The following is a 21,359-nucleotide window of genomic DNA, read 5'->3' on the forward strand; positions in this document are numbered from 1 at the left end:
ATTTTATCTTCTTTCATCGATTATTTACTTAAAGATTTAATAATAGGCATTATTTCCTTTAATCGTTTCACCTCATATGTCGGAGTGACCTCTGTAAGATCACGTTTATGGTGATTAATCCAAATCGAATCCATGCCGACACGAGAAGCACCTAAAATATCTGTCATCGGGTTATCCCCTATCATCACAGCTTCATTTTTATCGACTCCTGCAACATGTAACACATGTTTAAAAATGTCTACACTCGGTTTTCCTTGTCCGAAATTTCCCGATATAATAATATGATCGAAAAAAGGAGCTAACTGTGGTGATAGTGATAGTTTTGTATGTTGTAAACTAGGTGCACCATTAGTAAGCATAATAAGCTTATATTTCCCTTGTAACTGTTCTAATATATCGATTGTTTCTTCATATAAGAAAATATGTTTTTTTCGTTCAGCTGGAAACATTACTGCCAATTCACTAGCTAATGCTTCATCCACAATATCCAAATCTTTTAACCCATTAAACCAAGCTTCTTTGCGAAATGTAGGTAATGTATCACGCATTAATTTGAAATCGTCTGATTCGTCACTGAATGTCCCCCACATTCCTTCGAATGTACCGATTCCAATATTGCTCGTAAAGGGATATGTAGGTAATGTTGGATAAATTTCCTGTGCATGTTTACGAACATTTTCCTCTAATGTTTCTAGATCAATCGCATATTTTTCTGTTGCTTTTTCACATGTTGCTTTAAACGCCTCACTAACGCTTTTATCGTCCCATAGTAATGTGTCATCCAAATCAAAAATGACTGCTTTTAACATTTTTCATCTACCTTCTTTTTCATTTTTAAAAAGCCCTTTCATTCATATCTTATCGACTTTATATATAAAAGTCCATAAAAAGTGGGTGGATAAATTTTCCATTATCCACCCAATTCCTTATCAAACAAGCAATTAAAAAAATAGATTTTTTCGTAACAGATGAATCATTTACATAGAAAACTTAGTACAATTTAAACATAATTTTTAGCATGTGAAAAATAAATAGTTTCCATGGATAAAACTATATATAAATATGTCAATAGAAATTTAATCATTAATGTTCATATATTATTCCATGTGCTTTACATATTCATCCTTGTTTTCTAACATAATATTCATGAATGGTTAAAACCAAAATCCTCCACGTCTACAACTACATCTTGAGGTAGAACAGGAACCACATTTTCCTCCTTCAGTTTGGGTTCCTCTTACCCCTCTTGAGTTTGAACATCCTCCATTATCCCCTACGCCTCCGACACGTCCATTTCTTTCATCGATTTCTCGAACTCTCGTTTCATGGGATGTCGAGTGTGGGTAAGAATATACATTTCGAATGAGATGGTTATTGACAACCGTCGTATGTGTTGGATATACATGATTGATCGTCTCTTCTGTATACACATTTTTCACTTCTTCTCTAGTTGGGTGTACAATTTTTTTCTCACATCCACAACGGCCATGGCAATGACATCTTTTTTTCATATTGATCACTCCTTTCACTTTCACTATATGTCACAAGATGTATACCGTATAAACAACGTACCTAAGCCAAATTCCTAAATTATATCCCTTCGTTCACACAATAGTAAAAGTTCATTCTTTCCTCACGAACATTTTATGGTATGCTAATTTTAGAAGAAAAATGTAAAGGAAGGAAAGGAACATGAAAAAAGTATTAGCACTTTTCTTATTATTGACTATTTTAAGCATTGCGGCTTGTAGCAATGATACTGGAAATAATGTAGATGGAGAATCATCGAAACAACCAATGGAATCAACAACGATTTCTGATAGTGTCGAATCTTTTGAAGCGATAAACCAAGACGAAAAGGAAGTATCTTTAAATGATTTTGATGGACAATGGTGGGTAGCGAATTTCGTGTTTACGAACTGTACAACGATTTGTCCACCAATGACTCGTAATATGAAAATTTTACAAGACGGCTTAGAAGAGGCTGAATTAGACGATGTACAACTCGTCTCTTTTTCCGTAGATCCTGAACGTGATACGACAGAAGTGTTAAAAGAATATGGGGAAAATCATGGAGCAAATTTTGATACATGGAACTTCCTAACCGGATATGATTTTGATACTGTAAAAAACATATCAGAAACATCATTTAAAAGTTCCCTCCTTCCTCCTGGTGATGGAGATGATCAAGTGATGCATACAGTATCATTTTTCTTAATAAATCCAGATGGCGAAGTCGTTGATCGTTTTGATGGCACGAAACAAGACGAAATGGATTTACTTGTTGAACGTGTCAATGAATTAAAATAAAACTAAAAGCTAGAGATGCCTTCATTACATCTCTAGCTTTTTATTACTTAATGCGAACTTTTTCATTGGCATAAATGATATTCACATTTTTTATTTGTGGATTTAATGCATGAATTTGGGATACGGTTAATCCATTTTTTGCTGCAATATGGCTTAAAGTATCTCCACGTTTTACGGTATAATATTGTTTCGTTTGGCGCATTTCAGCTGGATCAATCCACGAACCTGGTATCCCCTTTTGCTTCGTTACATTAACCATGCCATTACTTTCATTAAAAATAAAATAGGTGCCAGATTGAACTGTTCCAACACGTTGTTTCTTCTCCTTAGCCTGTTTTGCCGTTCGATACGCTCCAACATTTCGTGTAACGGCAAATTGTTTAGTAGTTGGTTGTCCACCACGTTTATGAACAAAATAACTCCACGGTTTATCACTTAAAACCCTATTTAAATCAAGAGGTCCATTATACCCTTTCAGTCTTCCTTTATCTGTATATTGGTGAAAATCACATGGGTATTTTGGTGTGCTATTGACCGTTCCATTATTTTTGCCGTAATGTGGTAACCAAACTGCATCAGCCTCTTCCATTTTTAAATTGAATGACTTGTACAAATGATGCCCCACATATATCCCAACTTTTTTCGCACCGAGTCGTCGTAATTCTTTTATATATGCACTAATACCAGCACGCATATTAGCCATCGATTTTTCTTCTACATCAACAAACCAAAAAGTTGGTTGGAATTGTTTGGTCCGATTATAAAAGTCTCGCGCTTCTACTTTCATATCATTTTCTGACACACCACGTACCCATGCATATGCGGCAGTCGGTGTGCCACGTCTTTGAAATTCCTCATGATGCTTTTTGTAATGTCTATCAATTAAGTTAGAACCATATTGTGTACGAATAATAACGAGGTCAATTTGTTTGGCAAGTGCATCATAATCCATTTTAGATGGTACTTGATGATGAGATACATCTAATATTAGCTTCATCTTCTTTCCTCCTCTTCTGATGTTCGATCAAGGATTTTTGACTGATCAAATAATCCAGCCGCACTTAAACCGAGTATGACTCCAATCATCAGTTTATCTTTCCATATTCCATCTACGTAGAGAATACTCGCAATTATACCTAGTGATAAAGATATTAACGGCAAAAACTTCTTCCTTAATGGTGTCACACGTTTTGTTAACTCTGTTAAGCCTATAATTACTGCAACGAGAAAAGTAAAATCATACATCATACTCCTCCTTTTATATACTTACTATTATTATCGTATGATGTATGAAAAGAAGTGTTGTATAAAAAAACCTAAAAGAAACAAAATATGCTTCTTTTAGGTAGATGAACTTTTTATTGTTATTAAAATATAGAAAATTCTAAGCCGTAAAGTAAATCATTTTGTACATCCAAAAATTGACCTTTTCCATTTAAATTGACAACTTCATCGTAATATCCGATGGAAAAAACTCGTTCTTCATCGTCTTTAAAGACTAATTTATAAGGTGGTAATGGATAATCTAAGTTTGCTGTCGAATATGTTGAGGCATCCTCTAAAGATTGCTGTAGCTGCTTTATCATTCCTTCATCCTCAATCGTTTGAATTAATTTCGTCTCGACCCAATCATATACTTCTATGGATGTTATGCTCGATTCGTATGTCACATCTTTTTGGAAACAACTCAATAATAATAGTGACAATGCTACAACAATGACAATCTTTCCGATTTTTTTCATTCAAACACATCCTAATTGTCCATCATTCCATTTTTCCCTCGACATTACCTTTTCTTTTTTTCATAAAAATAAACAATACGATTACACAAAATAATAGAATAATTCCCGTTATATAGTATGCCTTCATATTAATACTGCTTGATAAGGCAAAACCAAGTAAAATCCCTAAAATGAAAAGAACAGTTCGTTTCATTCTCCATCCTCCAATAGCAAAACAATTAATATGTATATTCCCTCATATAATAGCAAACTGGTTAATATGATTGTTTTTCACTAAAAAACTTTTTATCTTTTAGTTTACAAGTTTTATATATGAAAAAAAGCAAGAGACAAAAAGTTGTGCTCTTACTTTCATTCATCTGACAATTGACGCGCCCGAGAGGAATCGAACCCCCGACTCACGGTACCGGAAACCGTTGCTCTATCCGACTGAGCTACGGACGCAAATGATATACAAAAGTAATTATACCTGTCCCATTTTCAATTGACAAGTTTTTCTTTCCATTATTAAAAAGAAACAGTTTATTTTTGTCTATATATAAGCTATACTTTTTAGTGTGTATGGAATATTTTTCATGTCCCAATAGTTTAAAGGTGAAAAGAAGTGGCAATAGTAAAAAGAAAGTCAAAATGGAAGACGTATCTTTTGACCTTTATTGACCAATTATGTATGATATAATTAGGTTCATTAGATATGGGACATTTACCTACTAAAAGGAGGATGTAAAAATGGTTTTAATACCTACAGTTATTGAACAAACAAATCGTGGAGAACGTGCATATGACATTTACTCACGTTTATTAAAAGACAGAATTATTATGCTAGGAAGTGCAATTGATGATAATGTTGCAAACTCCATCGTTGCACAACTTTTATTTTTAGAAGCAGAAGATCCTGAGAAAGATATCTCTATTTATATTAATTCACCAGGTGGATCCATCACTGCAGGAATGGCAATCTATGATACGATGCAATTCATCAAACCGGACGTATCAACAATTTGTACAGGAATGGCAGCATCTATGGGTGCTTTCTTACTTGCTGCAGGTGAAAAAGGTAAACGTTATGCACTACCAAATAGTGAAGTAATGATTCACCAACCATTAGGTGGTACGCAAGGTCAAGCTTCAGATATTGAAATTCATGCAAAACGAATTATTCAAATGCGTGAAAAGCTAAATGAAATTCTATCTGAAAGAACTGGTCAACCACTTGATGTCATTCAAGCCGATACCGATCGTGATAACTTCATGTCAGCGGTTGCGGCAAAAGAGTACGGTTTAATCGACAAAGTATTAGAGAAAAAAGAATAATTTATAGAAAATGGGACAATATCGATAACGACTTTGTCCCATTTTTTCACCTAATATGAAACAACTCTCGTACGTATTCATTCAAAAACATTCCTTCAGGATCAAGTTCCTTTCGTAAGTCTAAAAATTCTTCTAATTTAGGGTACACTTCTTTTAACTGTTCATACTGCATCATATGCATTTTCCCCCAATGTGGTCGCCCATTATATTTCGCAAATATTTTCTCTACTTCTTCAAAATATCGCTTAAATTCCATTCCTTTATACATATGAATAGCAATATAAGCAGAATCCCTTTCAAATGATGGACTTAACCATATAGAATCTTTTTTAACATATCGACATTCTATTGGAAAATGAACAGCAAATTCATAAGTACGAATTAATGTATCTATTTCCTTTAATACGTCTGGCATATATTTGGCATCAATACAATATTCCATTTCATTAAATTTCACTAAACGAGGGGTCGCGTATAATTCATGACTATGCGCGGTTTCTGTTCCAATTGGTACACCTGCTGCAGATGCGGCACTAATCATTTTGGCTGTTTTTGGGACGACTCTACTAACTTCTGAAAGTACGAAGAATAACCCATTTTCAATGACGACCTTTTTAAACATATTTTGTTTTTTTGTTTCTGTAATTGTATAGTTATCTTCATTCATTATTTTAATTTGAACGGTATCTGTATAAGGAAACCAAAAAAATTCAAAATTACGATTGGATCGCCGTAATAATTCTAATTGCTGTAAAGATTGCATAAAGCTTTCTTTATAGCTATGGCTTGTAAGTTGATATGCCGGTAAAACACGTAATGTTACTTTTACAATAATCCCAAGCAATCCTAAAGAAACTTTTGCGGCATTTAACAAATATGCATTTTCATTAGGACTAATATGCAATAATTGCCCATCTGCCTTCATAATTGTTAAACTATGTACTTGTGTCGATATACTACCTAACTCTGCTCCAGTACCATGTGTTCCTGTACTTATTGCTCCTGCAATCGTTTGTTCATTAATATCACCTAAATTTTCCATAGCATACCCTACTTTATGCAGTTGTAACCCTAATTCTTTTAATGGCGTACCCGCCCACACTGTGACGAGCTGATTCTCTCTATCTATTTTTTCTATGCCAGATAATTTCCCAATAGATACTAATACTTCACTCGTCGCAACAAGTGGTGTAAATGAATGCCCGGAACCAACCACGCGAATCGTTTCTTTTTCCATATAAGCACGCTCGATAATATTTTTTAACGCATGTAAATCTTCTGGCTCTTCATAATGATTTGGTAAACAATGTACAGATTCAGACCAATTTTTAAAAAATACTGCCCGTTTCTTTTTTATAAAAAACATTGTCCGTCCCCCCTGTATGTTTCCCAATGCTCTAATATTTTCCCTTTATCAATCACGGCTATTTTATGAAAGCGTTCACATATTTCTCCAGCTTTACTATGACGAAAAATAATGATATCTCCTAAGTTAAGATGCTGTTTCCCCTTATATACAATTGGTGTTTGTACTTCACCTGCACCTTCATTTGCCGTGAACTTAGCTTTTTCAGGTGCATATATTTCAGGCCATTTATCTTCTCCAACAGCACCAGAAGCAATATATCCACCACCAAAACATGTATATATATCTTTTGCAGGTTTCCTCGTTATTTCTAATGCAAAAAATAATGCTGGCTGTAATTTGAATTCATCATATTTATCGAATAGATGTGGACAGTAAAAACCTGAACCAACTGTTACTTCTGTTACACTTTGCTGGGTTGCAGTATCATGTAAACTACCTGTTCCCCCACCATTTATAAAACGGACATCAATTTTATATTTTTTTATATATTTCATTATTTTCTTTCGCTTTGAAATAATTTCTTTTCGCGATTGCTTTTTTAAATTACGGATCGTCGTATTTTTTATTGTATGCCTTGGGTCGGCATCCGTTACACCAGCAATTTGCGCTTCATACCCCATTACACCATCCAATGTAAAATAATCATTTTCATAAACAATATCAATAAAATCCTTAATTTCTTTAAGCCCTTTTAATGGAGAACGGTGCACACCAAAATGCAAACCAAAATGATTTGTCGACAAATCGATATCAATACAAACTAAGAAATGTCCATTTGTTTGTTTAGCGATTTCTTCCAGCCGGTTTAAATGTTCTATATTATCTGTCATGACAGTAATGATGGCACCTTTTGTTACTTTTTCACAAATCGCTTTTAATGTCTTCTCATTCCATATCGGATATGCTATTAATAAATCATCAAAACCTTGTTCATGTAAATACAGTGCCTCTTCCCCTGTAAAACACATTACCCCTTGAAAAACGGATGAATAATTAAATATATAACGTAATGCCTCAACACTACGAATCGATTTACTCGCTACTCTAATCCGTTTCCCTTTCGCACTATTTGCAACCGCTTTCAAATTTGCCCGAAATGCTTCTAATTCAAGAAATAAAGTAGGCTTTGCTTCGTTTTGTAATACATCGTTATAATATGTGTAGTCTTTCATCCTCTCACCTCAAAAGAAGTATTGGAATCTTCTGAAATTTTACCATAATAAAAGATATGCTCATATTGAACATGCATCTTTTATCATGTTTATTCTGTGATGAATGCAATTAATCCTTCAATTGCTGTTTCTTCGTCTTCTCCATCAGCAATCAATGTTACTTCTTCCCCATTCATGATCGCTAAACTCATTAATCCCATAATACTTTTTGCGTTAATTTTCTTTCCTTGTTTTTCTAAAAATAAATCCGAACTATAGCGATTCGCTTCTTGAACGAATTGTGCTGCTGGTCGAGCTTGTAGTCCAGATTCTAATGAAACTGTTACAACTTTTTCAACCAATCACATTCACCCTTCCTATCTGTATGTATTAGATCAAATTTTAAATTATTCTTATTATATCATTTACATCAAGCAAATGAAAACGAATTCATTCGCTATCATTTGCCTGAAGTTGTTGTGCAAATTGTTCAATTTTCTTTAATCGGTGGTTGACACCAGACTTGGATAATGGACCGGAAGGAAGTAATTCCCCAAGTTCTTTTAACGGAACTTCTGGATATTCTAACCGTACTTTTGCAATCTCTTGTAACCTTTCTGGTAATGCTTCAATCCCTACAGTTTCCTTAATATATTTAATATTTTCCGCCTGTCTTACTGATGCACTAATCGTTTTATTCAAATTAGCCGTTTCACAGTTGACGATACGATTTACTGAGTTTCTCATATCACGGACAATGCGGACATCTTCAAATTTAAATAAAGCTTTGTGTGCCCCGATTATATTAAGAAATTCTGTTATTTTTTCAGCTTCCTTCATGTAAACGATATATCCATTTCTTCGTTGTAGTTCACGTGCCTTTAAATTATATTCATTCATTAATTGCAATAGCTCGTGGTTATGTTCTGGGTCGAGATTAAATATTTCTAAATGATACGAAGAAGTTTCAGGGTTATTAATGGATCCTCTCGCGATAAATGCCCCACGTAAATAGGCACGATGACAACAATCATTTTCATACATTGCTGAAATTGGACCATATTCAAATCCTTCATCTTCATATTCTATTTGTAGGATTGAAAATAATTCATCGACCGCTTCCCTCATACGAACGATGTAAATATTATTTTTCTTTAATTTCATTTTTTTTCGAACGAGAATTTCTATATTACTCGGAAATACTTCTTTCATTAATGTGAAAATTCTTCGAGCAATAGCAGCGTTTTCTGTTTGAACATCTAACATAATAGATGTACCTATATTAGAAATAACACCATTCATTCTGATAAGTGCAGTTAACTCTGCTTTTTTACAACAGAGATCATCTTCTAATGTAATAAGTTCTTTTTTTATTTCTGAAGTAAATGACATTTCACGTCATCCTTTACCATTCATATTATTCATTGCATAATCATAAATAATTTCCGCAATTTTTTCTTTATTATGACGAACAACTGTTTTGTGAGGATCTAATATATGTTCTTCCATTACCTCTAATCCTAATTGTTCTAATTCTTCTATATTATACGTAACTGGAAATGATTGTTCCTTCTCATATATTTGACGAATTGGTTTTGAAATAGCCTCCTTATGTACGACAATCGCATCGATCGTATGTGGACCAATATGATTATAAATCGCTTGAACATGTGATGTCGCATCATAGTCATTCGTTTCTCCCAACTGTGTCATCACATTACAAACATACATTGTTTTTGCCTTTGTTTCATTTAAAGCTTTTACAATATCACTTATAATAATATTCGGCAATATACTCGTATACAAACTTCCCGGTGATATGACGATCACATCCGCTTCCAAAATTGCTTCTACTGTTTCGGGTAGCGGTTTTACATTATTCGGTGTGAGAAACACTCGATCAATTTTTTTATTGTGGACGGGGATATTAGATTCCCCAATAATAATGGAACCGTCATCCATTAACGCATTTAACACGACTGCCTCATTAACGACCGGAATAATATTCGCATTTACCTGAAAGATGTTCGCTAACTTTTTTACAGCTTCATAAAAATTTCCAGTCATATGATTTAAAGCAACGAGTACTAAATTTCCTAATGCATGACCAGATAATTCATTATTTGTTTGAAAACGATGTTGAAACATTTCGTTCATTTCATCATCCACATTTGCTAAAGCAGCAATGACATTTCGGATATCACCTGGAGCAGGAATGTCCATATCTTGCCTAATTTTCCCTGAACTTCCCCCATCATCAGCTACTGTTACAATGACAGATAAATCAATCGGAAGATGTTTTAACCCTTTTAACAATACTGGCATTCCTGTGCCGCCACCTAAGACAACAACCTTTGGCTTTTGCATAAACATATTAATGTGCCTTTCTCTTCTCTATGTCACGATGTGTAATATGCGTAACATAGGATGGTGCGAATACTTCTTTGTAATATTCGGTTAACGCAACAGAGCGATGTTGTCCGCCTGTACAACCGATTGCGATAACGATTTGTGATTTTCCTTCCTTTTTATAGAATGGAATGGTGAAATGCAAAAGTTCGATTAATTTTTGGTTAAATGTTTTTGTTTCTGACCATTTAAACACATAATCAGATACTTCTTTATCCTGACCTGTTAATGGACGCATTTGTTCTACGTAAAATGGGTTTGGTAAAAAACGTACATCAAACATAATATCTGCATCAATCGGTACGCCATGTTTAAATCCAAAAGAAACAAAATGGATGGAAAAGACAGATTCTTTTTCCCCTGCATATAATTGATGAATTTTTTCACGTAATTCTTTTGGTTTCAATGTAGATGTATCAATAATCCTTTGTGCTCTTCCACGTAAAGGATCAATAATTTTTCGTTCACTTTTTATTCCTTCTAAAGGTAACCCACCAATATTTAATGGATGTGAACGACGTGTTTCTTTATAACGTCTTACTAACGTATCGTTTGTCGCATCTAAAAATAAAATATGCTCTTCAATCCAGTCTTCTTTCGCAATTTCATCTAAGGATGCGTGCAATTCATCAAAAAAGTCACGACCTCTTAAATCAATAACTAAGGCGACTTTTTGCATACTGTTATTCGTATCCTTTAATAATTCTAAAAACTTCGGAATCAGTGTTGGGGGTAAGTTGTCAACACAAAAATACCCTAAATCCTCGAAACTTTGAATTGCAACTGTTTTTCCTGCACCTGACATTCCTGTAATAATCACAAACTTCGTTTCCCCACTTGGCATCTTAAATCCCCCATTTCAACATAAATATATTTCTATATATTCTATTATACAAGAAAGATGAAAATGAATCATCACACGATGTATATGTTTTCGACATAGTTTCTAAAAAACGATAATTTTGATCGATTTTATTATGAAAAGGACTATATATTGTTTGAATTTCATATGTAAGTGTTGGGGAATTAGTTGTGAGGGACTCTTTATTGAGTTGGTGCATATGTTAAAATCGTCCAGTTGTATATTTTCCCATAAAAAAAGCACAAGTAAAATACTTGTGCCATGAACTAATTTATTAAAGGGGGTCAATTAGTTTATACATACATTATATAAAATAATTGTTGCCAATCGATTACAAAAAAGTTAAAAAGTGATTACTTTTTTTAATCGATGCATTTCTCCTTATTTTACTGTTGAAGCTGTTTCTTCAATATATTTAATTGCCGACTCCGCTGCGATACTTCCATCCCCTGTTGCCGTTACAACTTGACGTAAATCTTTCACACGAATATCGCCCGCAGCATATATACCAGGAACTTTCGTCGCCATATTTTCATCTGTTTCAATATATCCTTCTTCATCAACAATTCCTAAAGAAGTAAATGGTTCACTTAATGGATCCATTCCAATATAAACGAATACACCATCAATATCAAATTCTGAAGCTTCGCCAGTATTCCTATTCTTTAATGATAAAGAACCAACTTTACCATCTTTTTCATTTATTTCTTCTACAACCGTATCCCAAATAAATTCCATTTTTTCGTTAGCAAATGCACGGTCTTGTAAAATTTTTTGAGCACGTAATGTATCACGGCGATGAATAACCGTTACTTTACTCGCAAAACGCGTTAAATACATACCTTCTTCAACCGCAGAATCTCCTCCACCAATAACGGCTAAATGACGCTCTTTAAAAAACGCTCCATCACAAACAGCACAGTAGGAAACTCCACGACCTGTTAACTCTTCTTCCCCTTTAATGCCTAATTTCTTATATTTTGCACCTGTAGAAATAATAATTGCTTTCGCTTTATATGATTTATCCCCAGCAATGATTTCTTTATGATTGCCATGATCAATTACTTCTTTAATATCTCCATAAGCATATTCTGCTCCAAATTTCTTCGCATGATCAAACATTTTTGTTGATAAATCCGGTCCTAAAATACTTTCAAATCCAGGATAGTTTTCAATTGCTTCTGTATCGACCATTTGTCCACCTGGCATGCCACGTTCGATCATTAGCGTATCCAAATTCGCTCTTGATGCATACACTGCAGCTGTCATACCAGCTGGTCCAGCTCCTGCTATAATGACATCATATACTTTTTCATCTGCCATTTTTTATCTCCCTTTCACACGTAAATTTTCATCTACTATCTCTCTATCTATAGCTTAATTGAATCACATTTTATTTTCTATTAATATGCTCACAATTGCACAATCTATGATTCATTCTTATTTCTTGCTTCCATTTCTTCTTTTGTATAGATTAACTGCATCGGATTTCCACCGACAAATGCACCTGGAGGCACATCTTTATGAACAAGTGATGCTGCCGATACAATTGCCCCATCCCCAATTGTTACACCAGGTAAAATCGTCGAGTTCGCACCGATTAAGACATTACTTCCGATATTCACTTCTCCTATACGATATTCATCAATTAAATATTCATGTGCTAAAATTGTTGTGTTATAGCCGACAATCGTATTATCCCCGACAGAAATTTTTTCTGGGAACATCGTATCAGGCATGACCATTAATGCAAAAGATGTTTGTTTCCCAACTCTCATCTTTAAAAACGTCCGATATAACCAATTTTTCACACTTAAAAACGGTGTATAACGAGCGATTTGAATGACGATAAAACTTTTCATTACTTTAAAGAAAGAAACAGTTTTATAAATACGCCATAATGAATTTGCATCCTCTACTTTATATCGTTCCGTTTTTCGCATTGTTTACACCCCAACAATATCTAATAATTGTTTCATATCATCAATCACGTACGTCGGATTATATTGTTTTAAAAAATCAATACCTTTATGTGTCCAACTTACTGCAACAGTATCCACTTCCGCCCGATTTCCCGCTTCAATATCATGATAATTATCACCAATCATAAGCGTATTTTCTTGTTTACTGCCTAAACGGTCCATAGCAAGTTGTAATGATTCTGGATGTGGTTTCGGATGATGTACATCATCAATCGTTACAATCGTATCAAAATATGGTTCAATCCCTGTAAATTGTAGCCCTTTATCTACTCCTGGACGCATCTTTGCAGATACGACGGCTGTTTTGATCCCTTTTTGTTTTAGTTGTGCCAATGTTTCTTTTACATTGGGAAACAATGTAACGTAATCATCGTGTCGTGCTAAATTATGTGTCCGATATGTTTGTACCATTTCATCGACTTTTTCAGGATTCAATTCTGTAAACGTATGGACTAAAGGTGGTCCATTAAACTGCAAAATTTCTTCATCTGAAAACTGAAAACCATATTGTTCTAATGTATATACAAAAGATTCATGAATTAATCGGTTCGTATCTAACAATGTCCCATCTAAATCAAATAAAATTGTATCAATGTTCATATTTTAATTTTCTTCCTTTCTGAGTCTTTTCCATACGATTCCATACAACTGCAACAATCACTGTTAAAACAACTGCAGTAAGGAATCGAATGAATAATAGTGGCCAAACTGGAATTCCAAGTGGAATAAAGACGACCGTATCTTCAATTACGGCGTGGCATGATACGAGAAAGATTAGTGCTAATATCGTATCTTTCTTTGACACCCCATCTTCTTTTACTGCCTGAATCATTACGCCTGCTCCCATTGATAAACCAACAATCATTCCAGCGACTAATGTAAAAGATGTGTTTTCCTTCATTCCGAGCATTTTCGTAAATGGCGCAAATAATTTTGATATTTTATGTAAAAAACCAAGTTCTCTTAAAAATTGCATCATAATCATTAACGGAAAAATAATGAGTGAAATTTGAACAATTGCCATGAGAGCCGTTTTAAACCCATGTAAAACAATCGCTCCCCAGCTATGCAACACTACTTCCGAACTTGCTAAAAATCCATATTGCGCTATTTCAGCACCACCATCCCATACGAGATTAATAATCAGTGCTGAAAGAATTGCTAAAACAATTCTTATAAGGGAAACGAGCCACCAGCTTACACCAACTCGTGATGCAACTGCTGACTCGACAAATATATTATGCGAAAATGATAACATCATCGCCATAATAAACACTTCTTTGACTGTAAAATCAAACGAAATAATCGCTCCAATACCAGCATATAATCCGAGTGCATTCCCCAACACTAATGGCATAGCAGCTTCTCCACTTAAACCTAACACATGCATGAACGGTGCAATTAATTCAATGAAAAACGGTAAAACAGGTGTATATTGTAAAATCGTTATAATAACTGTAACTGGAAAGATGATTTTTGCTAGCACTAAAAATACACTAGCCCCTTCTTTTAACCCCCGTGATGCAATTCCAAACATGCCTATTACTTCCTTTTCTTTTTCTTAGATGAAATGTTCGATCCGTCATATTTCCGATCAATTTGACCACTTTTACGACGAATAATAATGATGATAATAGCTCCTACAATTAAAACAATTGATAGTAACTGTGCTTGACGAAGTGGTCCAAAATATAAACTATCTGTACGTAATCCTTCGATAAAGACCCGACCGACAGAATATAAAGCAATATAACTTAAGAAAATTTCTCCACGTAATGGATTATATTTTCGCATTAAAATTAATATTGTAAAGACAATTATATTCCAAATCGATTCATACAAAAATGTTGGATAATACATCACACCATTAATGCACATTTGGTCCATAATAAAATTCGGCAAATATTGATGGAAATTTTCATATGCCGCTTGGCTAATTGGTCCCCCGTGTGCCTCTTGGTTCATAAAGTTTCCCCAACGGCCAATCGCTTGTCCTAAAATAATACTAGGTGCAGCTATATCTGCAATTTGCCAAAAGGATACCTTTTTCACTTTCGCAAAAACAATTCCTGTTAATACTGCCCCAATTAAAGCACCATGAATAGCGATACCGCCCTCCCATACAGCGATAAATTTCCACCATGGCTGTCCTCGATATGCATCAAATTCAAATATAACATAATATATTCTTGCAAATAATATTGCAATTGGTGCTGCAAATACAACGAGATCGATCATGATATCTTTTTGTAATCCTAAACGTTCCGACTCTTTTGTCGCCAAATACAACCCTAAAAACAACCCAGTTGCAATGATGACGCCATACCAATAAATAGATAAAGAACCGATTTCAAGAAAAACCCTATTTAACGGTTCTGCTTCACACATCAACATAATCACTCCTACATCTTATTGTTCATTATTATTTTTCATCATCGTTGCAAGCTGTTGTGAAAATTCCTCTGCGGCATTCACACCCATTCGTTTTAGACGAAAGTTCATCGCGGCAACTTCAATGATGACAGCTAAATTTCGTCCTGGTCGTACGGGAACGATTGCCTTTGGTACATGTACATCCATTATTTTCATCGTATCTTCTTCAATGCCTAGTCGTTCATACTGCTTTTTATCATCCCATAATTCTAATTGTACGACATAAGAAATACGTTTATAATTTTTTACGGCACCTGCACCGAATAACGTCATAATATTTAATATACCTAATCCCCTTATTTCTAATAAGTGCTCAATTAACGGAGGCGAACTTCCTATTAAAGTATCATAATCTTCTTGACGAATTTCAACACTATCATCCGCTACAAGTCGATGACCACGTTTAACAAGCTCTAATGCCGTTTCACTTTTACCAACACCACTTTGTCCCATAATAAGAACACCAACACCATAAATATCGACGAGTACACCATGAACAGCTGTCGTCGGTGCAAATTTTGAACCTAAATAGTTTGTAATTCGAACAATTACTCTATTCGTCGTTCGTGGCGATTTTAAAATTGGAACTCCTGCTTCATTTGCGGCATCAAGCAATACATCTGGAATGTCCATCCAGTTAGAAATAACAATGCCAGGCGTTATATCAGTACATAAACGTCGAGCACGATCTTCCTGATCAGCTTTCGATAAATTTTTAAAGTAATTCATCTCTGTTTTTCCAATTATTTGAATTCTTTCTTTCGGGTAATATTCAAAAAATCCAGTCATTTCAAAGCCAGGACGATGAATATCATTCGAATTAATTTCACGGTATATGCCATCCTCACCAGCAACTAGTGTAAGATTAAAGTTTTTTAATAAGTCTTCCGTTCTTACGACACGCATCTGCTCTACCCCCAAGAAAGTATGTATGTTTAAATCATTTCAACAATTTCATTTTACCGTTTCTTACATAATATATCTATCGAAAACAATAGATACGGAAAATAAAGAGGTTAGGGCAGAACAAAAAGTAAGTTTTTGTAAGAAGCTTACTAATTTGTGCCCTAACCTCTTTTGCACATTTCATTATCTTTATGCTCTTTTTATATCTCCAACTAAACGATGTAAAAAAGTATTCAGTAATGAAATGATGATCGATGCAATGAATGCGATAAGGAAGCCATCAATTTCAAATGCTGACCCCATCACCTTTGCGCCTAATAATAACGTAATCGTGTTAATAACTAAAATGAAAAAGCCGAATGTAAAAATAGTAAGTGGTAATGTAAAAATAATTAATAATGGTCTTACAAATGCATTTAGTATCGATAAGACGATACTAGCTAACAATGCCGTTTGGAAATTTTCAATATAAAAACCTTCGAATAATTGTGTAACAGCAATTAATGCAACTGCATATAGAAAGATTGATATGAACCAACTTATGAACATTCTTCCAAACATAAAATCAACCTCCAATTGGTTTTAATTAGTCATATTTCCAAATATAAAAACGTTCTTTTCCTAAACGTTCTTTCATACGTTCTAAATAATCTTTCGTTTCAGCTGAAGGATTTTGTTCGTTCATTTTTTCTAGCATCCCTTGTGCTTGTGATTTATGTTCAAAAATAGCTCCTAGTTTGAATTTTACCATGTCATCATCTAGTGCAATCGTTACCTCTGGTTCTCCCAGAACTTTTTCAAAATCATTTGTAATCGCCGAAGCCCAAACTGTCGGACGGTTTTCGTGTTCCATTAAGCGAACCGCTTCAATTGTCGCCTCTCCTAATGCATTATGATCTGGATGTACCCCGTGTTCTGGATAATGTGTAATAACAAGTGACGGATTAATTTCTTCTAAAACAGATTTCACATGTGCCGCAAGTGCTACTTTGTTTTCGAATTCTAATGTTTTATCACGATATCCGAGCAACTTATAATCAATACCTAAAAACTTGCATGCATCCTCTAATTCCTTTTCTCTGAATTTATATAATGTTTCTCTATTTGCAAATGGAGGTGTTCCCATGTTTCGCCCCATTTGCCCTAAAGTTCCACATAAATATGTTACTGGAACCCCTGCTTCCTTACATTTATATATTGTACCAGCACCACCAAATGATTCATCATCCGGATGTGGATATACAATGACAACATGTCTATGTTTTTCCATTATCGTATTCCCTCTTTCTAATCAATTCTATCATGCCATATATTAGCTTTTGTCATTTCCATTGAAAATGAGGCACTGCCTTTTTCCTTGCCGTATGTTGAACTAGTAAAACATCACTATTACTACACATTTAACAAGTATACTTGCTCATTCCATGTATGGCATTCGTACTATCCTATCAATGTTTATTATAGGACAAGTACGAATTTTCATATAGAAACAGTCCACCCACATTTTAAAATATAATTCTATTATTTTTATTCGAATGGCGTTTCACTTAGTTGGAATGCAACCATTAATCGACCTTCTGTATCATGACCGGCAACTAATAGTTTTTGTTCAAACATTTCCCATTCTCTTAACCCTTCTGCATATACCCAACCAAGCTCTGATTTCAAACCGATTCGATAAGATTCCGGTGTACCTTCAATTCTTCCTTCTGTATACGTTAGTTTTGCATTTCGAATATATGCACCAACATTAACACCTTTATTTCCAAAATGGCTCGCATATGCGCCATTTGTCGTTTCTAAATGTAAATATACTTCTTTGCCTTTAAAACGATCTAGTATTTCTTGTACTTCCGTTTTGTTAATAGCTTTCACGTTACATACTCCCCCTCTTTCATCCCTCTTTATAGCTTACAAACATTTAAGATTTCCGTCAAAATTTATGTTTACCCTTTTTTCATTGCTTTTTCAACTAATACTTCCATTCGTTGACGGTCTCTTTCCATAATGATTTTTAAGTACTTCCCTGTATGAGAAGCTTTATTTTTTGCTACTTCTTCTGGTGTACCTGTTGCAATAATTTCACCGCCACCATCTCCACCTTCTGGTCCTAAATCAATAAGATGATCAGCTGTTTTAATAACATCTAAATTATGTTCGATAACGATGACAGAATCACCATTTTCAACAAGTCGTTGTAAAACCGCTAATAAACGTTTTATATCATCTGTATGAAGCCCTGTAGTTGGTTCATCTAAAATATAAACAGTTTTTCCGTTTGATCGTTTATGCAATTCACTTGCCAGCTTCACACGCTGTGCTTCTCCACCAGATAAAGTTGTTGCCGGCTGTCCTAATTTAATATAACCGAGTCCAACATCTTGCACTGTCTGTAGTTTACGTTGAATTCTAGGAATGTTGCTAAAAAATTGCAAAGCTTCTTCTACACGCATATCCAACACATCAGCAATGTTTTTTCCTTTAAATGTAATATCCAATGTTTCTCTATTATATCTTTTTCCCTCACATACTTCACAAGGAACATATACATCAGGTAAAAAGTGCATTTCAATTTTTAATATCCCATCTCCACGACAAGCTTCACAACGGCCACCTTTCACATTAAAGCTGAAGCGCCCTTTTTTATAGCCTCGTACTTTCGCTTCATTCGTTTCGGCAAACACATCACGAATATCATCAAACACACCAGTATATGTGGCAGGGTTTGATCTCGGCGTTCTTCCAATCGGCGCTTGGTTTATATCAATAACTTTTTCAATATGTTCTAATCCATTTACTTTATCATGTGCACCTGGTCTATGCTTTCCATTATATAAATATTTAGCTAATGACTTATATAAAATTTCATTGACAAGTGTACTTTTTCCTGAACCAGAAACTCCTGTCACAACAGTCATGACACCAATCGGAAATTGTGCGGATATATCTTTTAAATTATTTTCTTTCGCCCCGACTACTTCTATAAATCGATTCGTTAATGGACGACGCTCTTCTGGTATTTCTATAATTTTCTTTCCGGATAAGTATTGTCCTGTTAACGATTTAGCGGATCGCATTACTTGTTTCGGTGTGCCATTTGCCACGATGTTTCCTCCATGATCTCCAGCTCCTGGACCTATATCGACAATCCAATCCGCAGCTAGCATAGTATCTTCATCATGCTCTACTACAATTAATGTATTATCTAAATCAACCATATGTTGCATCGTTTCAATTAAGCGATCATTATCTCGTTGGTGTAATCCAATAGACGGTTCATCTAACACATATAACACACCTGTCAAGGCTGAACCAATTTGTGTTGCTAAACGAATTCTCTGTGCTTCTCCACCAGATAATGTACCTGATGCACGGGACATCGTTAAATAATTTAAACCGACATTTTGTAAAAAGTATAAACGATCATTAATTTCTTTTAATATCATATTTGCAATTTGACGTTCCTTCTCCGTTAATGATAATCCTTGAAAGAATGCCAATGCTTCTGAAATTGAAAAATCTGTTACTTCACTAATATGTTTATCTTGGACGAATACTGCTAATGCTTTTTCATTCAATCGATATCCATGACAAGATGGACATTCATTTTCTGCCATATATTTTTCTAATGTTTCACGAATAAAGTCGGAAGATGTTTCATGATAGCGGCGTGCAATATTATTCATCACACCTTCGAATTGAATTTTACTGCTCTTCGTTTTTCCAAAATCATTCACATACGTAAATGTTAATGTTTCTTTCCCACTACCATATAAAATAATATCCATCTGTTTTTTCGGAATATCTTTCACTGGAATCGTCATATCTATCCCATAATGAGTACAAACTGACTGTAATAATTGTGGATAGTATTGCGAACTTATTGGCTCCCACGCTGCGATAGCATGTTCTTTTAACGACTTATCCCAATCTGGAATAACTAAATCGATATCAACTTCTAAATTTGTACCTAATCCATCACATGTAGGACAAGCACCAAATGGACTGTTAAAAGAAAAAAGGCGTGGCTCTAATTCATCAATTGAAAAGCCACATTCCGGACATGCATGATTTTCATTCATTACAATTTCTTCTTCACCGATTATATCGATGATGACACGTCCCTCTCCAAGTGGTAAAGCTGTCTCTAAAGAGTCTGTTAAACGACTTTCGATTCCGTCCTTTACGATAATCCGATCAATCACAACTTCTATCGAATGTACTTTATTTTTATCAAGTACAATTTCTTCATTAATTTCGCGCATTTCTCCATCGACACGAAGACGAACATATCCTTCTTGTTTTAAATCCTCTAACACTTTTACATGTTCACCTTTTCGTCCTGAAACGACTGGTGCTAATACTTGTAACCTCGTTCTTTCCGGGTAGTCCATAATTTGATCGACCATCTGTTGAATCGTTTGTGAGGCTATTTCAATACCGTGAATCGGACAGTAAGGATGTCCAATTCGTGCATATAATAAACGTAAGTAGTCGTATATTTCTGTCACTGTCGCAACAGTAGAACGTGGATTTTTACTCGTCGTTTTTTGGTCAATAGAAATGGCCGGGGACAGTCCTTCAATCGTATCTACATCCGGTTTATCCATTTGTCCTAAAAACTGTCTTGCATAGGCAGACAATGATTCCACATATCTCCGTTGTCCTTCTGCATAAATGGTGTCAAACGCTAAAGATGATTTTCCTGAACCTGAAAGACCTGTTACAACAACAAGTTTATTTTTCGGTATATTTATATCAATATTCTTTAAGTTATGTGCACGTGCACCGAGTATCTTAATATGTTTATTTGACATATACTCCATCCTTCCAACTGCTATTTCATACGATGAAAAAAGGCAATGAAAATAAGCTCTTGAT

At 34.6% G+C, this 21,359-nt stretch carries 24 protein-coding genes and 1 tRNA gene; 2 read left to right on the forward strand and 23 right to left on the reverse strand.

The features are described 5' to 3' along the window. Positions 1-20: 20 nt before the first annotated feature. Positions 21-809 carry an HAD family hydrolase gene (locus SPD45_RS02165; RefSeq protein WP_336265956.1) on the reverse strand — a complete coding sequence of 263 codons (789 nt, stop codon included), beginning with the start codon at positions 807-809 and terminating at the stop codon, positions 21-23. 345 nt (positions 810-1,154) lie between these two features. After that, positions 1,155-1,511 carry a CotD family spore coat protein gene (locus SPD45_RS02170; protein ID WP_336265957.1) on the reverse strand — a complete coding sequence of 119 codons (357 nt, stop codon included), beginning with the start codon at positions 1,509-1,511 and terminating at the stop codon, positions 1,155-1,157. Positions 1,512-1,692: 181 nt separating this feature from the next. On the opposite strand from SPD45_RS02170, the gene SPD45_RS02175 reads away from it, so the two are divergent. Beyond that, positions 1,693-2,310: an SCO family protein gene (locus SPD45_RS02175; protein WP_336265958.1), complete on the forward strand. Its 618-nt coding sequence runs from the start codon at positions 1,693-1,695 to the stop codon at positions 2,308-2,310. A 43-nt stretch (positions 2,311-2,353) separates the two neighbouring features. Here SPD45_RS02175 and SPD45_RS02180 read toward each other — a convergent pair whose 3' ends face one another. The 5 genes from SPD45_RS02180 to SPD45_RS02200 form a co-directional block, all read right to left on the reverse strand. Further along, a complete protein-coding gene (locus SPD45_RS02180) occupies positions 2,354-3,307 on the reverse strand; it encodes a GH25 family lysozyme (RefSeq protein ID WP_336265959.1) in 954 nt (317 codons plus the stop codon). Continuing rightward, the gene (locus tag SPD45_RS02185) at positions 3,304-3,555 is read right to left on the reverse strand and encodes a holin (protein WP_336265960.1); all 252 of its coding nucleotides are present in this window, start codon (positions 3,553-3,555) and stop codon (positions 3,304-3,306) included. The genes SPD45_RS02180 and SPD45_RS02185 overlap by 4 nt, the downstream gene beginning before the upstream one ends. A gap of 122 nt (positions 3,556-3,677) precedes the next feature. Next, positions 3,678-4,052 carry a hypothetical protein gene (locus tag SPD45_RS02190; protein WP_336265961.1) on the reverse strand — a complete coding sequence of 125 codons (375 nt, stop codon included), beginning with the start codon at positions 4,050-4,052 and terminating at the stop codon, positions 3,678-3,680. A 22-nt stretch (positions 4,053-4,074) separates the two neighbouring features. Continuing rightward, positions 4,075-4,245 (reverse strand): hypothetical protein, encoded by a 171-nt coding sequence (locus SPD45_RS02195; RefSeq protein ID WP_336265962.1) that lies wholly within the window; start codon positions 4,243-4,245, stop codon positions 4,075-4,077. Between the two features lie 177 nt (positions 4,246-4,422). Then, positions 4,423-4,496, reverse strand: a tRNA-Arg gene (locus SPD45_RS02200). Between the two features lie 285 nt (positions 4,497-4,781). Here SPD45_RS02200 and clpP point away from each other — a divergent pair. Continuing rightward, entirely contained in the window at positions 4,782-5,366 is a 585-nt protein-coding gene (gene clpP / locus SPD45_RS02205; protein ID WP_336265963.1) for an ATP-dependent Clp endopeptidase proteolytic subunit ClpP, read from the forward strand. Between the two features lie 46 nt (positions 5,367-5,412). Here clpP and SPD45_RS02210 read toward each other — a convergent pair whose 3' ends face one another. The 16 genes from SPD45_RS02210 to uvrA form a co-directional block, all read right to left on the reverse strand. Next, positions 5,413-6,732 carry a D-arabinono-1,4-lactone oxidase gene (locus SPD45_RS02210; protein ID WP_336265964.1) on the reverse strand — a complete coding sequence of 440 codons (1,320 nt, stop codon included), beginning with the start codon at positions 6,730-6,732 and terminating at the stop codon, positions 5,413-5,415. Then, positions 6,720-7,907: an alanine racemase gene (locus SPD45_RS02215; protein WP_336265965.1), complete on the reverse strand. Its 1,188-nt coding sequence runs from the start codon at positions 7,905-7,907 to the stop codon at positions 6,720-6,722. Before SPD45_RS02215 ends, SPD45_RS02210 begins: the two co-directional genes overlap by 13 nt. Before the next feature lie 89 nt (positions 7,908-7,996). Further along, a complete protein-coding gene (locus tag SPD45_RS02220; RefSeq protein WP_336265966.1) occupies positions 7,997-8,248 on the reverse strand; it encodes an HPr family phosphocarrier protein in 252 nt (83 codons plus the stop codon). A gap of 88 nt (positions 8,249-8,336) precedes the next feature. Further along, positions 8,337-9,278, reverse strand: a complete 942-nt coding sequence (whiA, locus tag SPD45_RS02225; protein WP_336265967.1) for a DNA-binding protein WhiA — start codon at positions 9,276-9,278, stop codon at positions 8,337-8,339. 6 nt (positions 9,279-9,284) lie between these two features. Further along, positions 9,285-10,253 (reverse strand): gluconeogenesis factor YvcK family protein, encoded by a 969-nt coding sequence (locus SPD45_RS02230; RefSeq protein ID WP_336266061.1) that lies wholly within the window; start codon positions 10,251-10,253, stop codon positions 9,285-9,287. A gap of 7 nt (positions 10,254-10,260) precedes the next feature. After that, positions 10,261-11,139 carry an RNase adapter RapZ gene (gene rapZ, locus SPD45_RS02235; protein WP_336265968.1) on the reverse strand — a complete coding sequence of 293 codons (879 nt, stop codon included), beginning with the start codon at positions 11,137-11,139 and terminating at the stop codon, positions 10,261-10,263. Positions 11,140-11,538: 399 nt separating this feature from the next. Continuing rightward, a complete protein-coding gene (gene trxB, locus SPD45_RS02240; protein WP_336265969.1) occupies positions 11,539-12,480 on the reverse strand; it encodes a thioredoxin-disulfide reductase in 942 nt (313 codons plus the stop codon). A gap of 104 nt (positions 12,481-12,584) precedes the next feature. Next, positions 12,585-13,100, reverse strand: a complete 516-nt coding sequence (locus SPD45_RS02245) for an acyltransferase (protein WP_336265970.1) — start codon at positions 13,098-13,100, stop codon at positions 12,585-12,587. Between the two features lie 3 nt (positions 13,101-13,103). After that, entirely contained in the window at positions 13,104-13,739 is a 636-nt protein-coding gene (ppaX, locus tag SPD45_RS02250) for a pyrophosphatase PpaX (RefSeq protein ID WP_336265971.1), read from the reverse strand. After that, positions 13,729-14,676 (reverse strand): nucleoside recognition domain-containing protein, encoded by a 948-nt coding sequence (locus SPD45_RS02255; protein ID WP_336265972.1) that lies wholly within the window; start codon positions 14,674-14,676, stop codon positions 13,729-13,731. The genes ppaX and SPD45_RS02255 overlap by 11 nt, the downstream gene beginning before the upstream one ends. A gap of 5 nt (positions 14,677-14,681) precedes the next feature. Beyond that, positions 14,682-15,530, reverse strand: a complete 849-nt coding sequence (gene lgt, locus SPD45_RS02260; protein ID WP_336265973.1) for a prolipoprotein diacylglyceryl transferase — start codon at positions 15,528-15,530, stop codon at positions 14,682-14,684. A gap of 18 nt (positions 15,531-15,548) precedes the next feature. After that, positions 15,549-16,478 carry an HPr(Ser) kinase/phosphatase gene (gene hprK, locus SPD45_RS02265; RefSeq protein WP_336265974.1) on the reverse strand — a complete coding sequence of 310 codons (930 nt, stop codon included), beginning with the start codon at positions 16,476-16,478 and terminating at the stop codon, positions 15,549-15,551. Positions 16,479-16,667: 189 nt separating this feature from the next. Then, positions 16,668-17,039, reverse strand: a complete 372-nt coding sequence (locus tag SPD45_RS02270; RefSeq protein WP_336265975.1) for a phage holin family protein — start codon at positions 17,037-17,039, stop codon at positions 16,668-16,670. A 25-nt stretch (positions 17,040-17,064) separates the two neighbouring features. After that, positions 17,065-17,748: a bacillithiol biosynthesis deacetylase BshB2 gene (bshB2, locus tag SPD45_RS02275; protein WP_336265976.1), complete on the reverse strand. Its 684-nt coding sequence runs from the start codon at positions 17,746-17,748 to the stop codon at positions 17,065-17,067. Between the two features lie 257 nt (positions 17,749-18,005). Then, positions 18,006-18,353, reverse strand: coding sequence for a YojF family protein (locus SPD45_RS02280; RefSeq protein WP_336265977.1), 348 nt, complete (start codon positions 18,351-18,353; stop codon positions 18,006-18,008). Positions 18,354-18,424: 71 nt separating this feature from the next. Then, complete coding sequence (gene uvrA, locus SPD45_RS02285) at positions 18,425-21,295, reverse strand: excinuclease ABC subunit UvrA (protein WP_336265978.1); 2,871 nt, start codon at positions 21,293-21,295, stop codon at positions 18,425-18,427. Positions 21,296-21,359 lie beyond the last annotated feature (64 nt).

Source organism: Pseudogracilibacillus sp. SO10305, from assembly GCF_037072005.1.
Classification (GTDB): domain Bacteria; phylum Bacillota; class Bacilli; order Bacillales; family Amphibacillaceae; genus Pseudogracilibacillus; species Pseudogracilibacillus intestinigallinarum.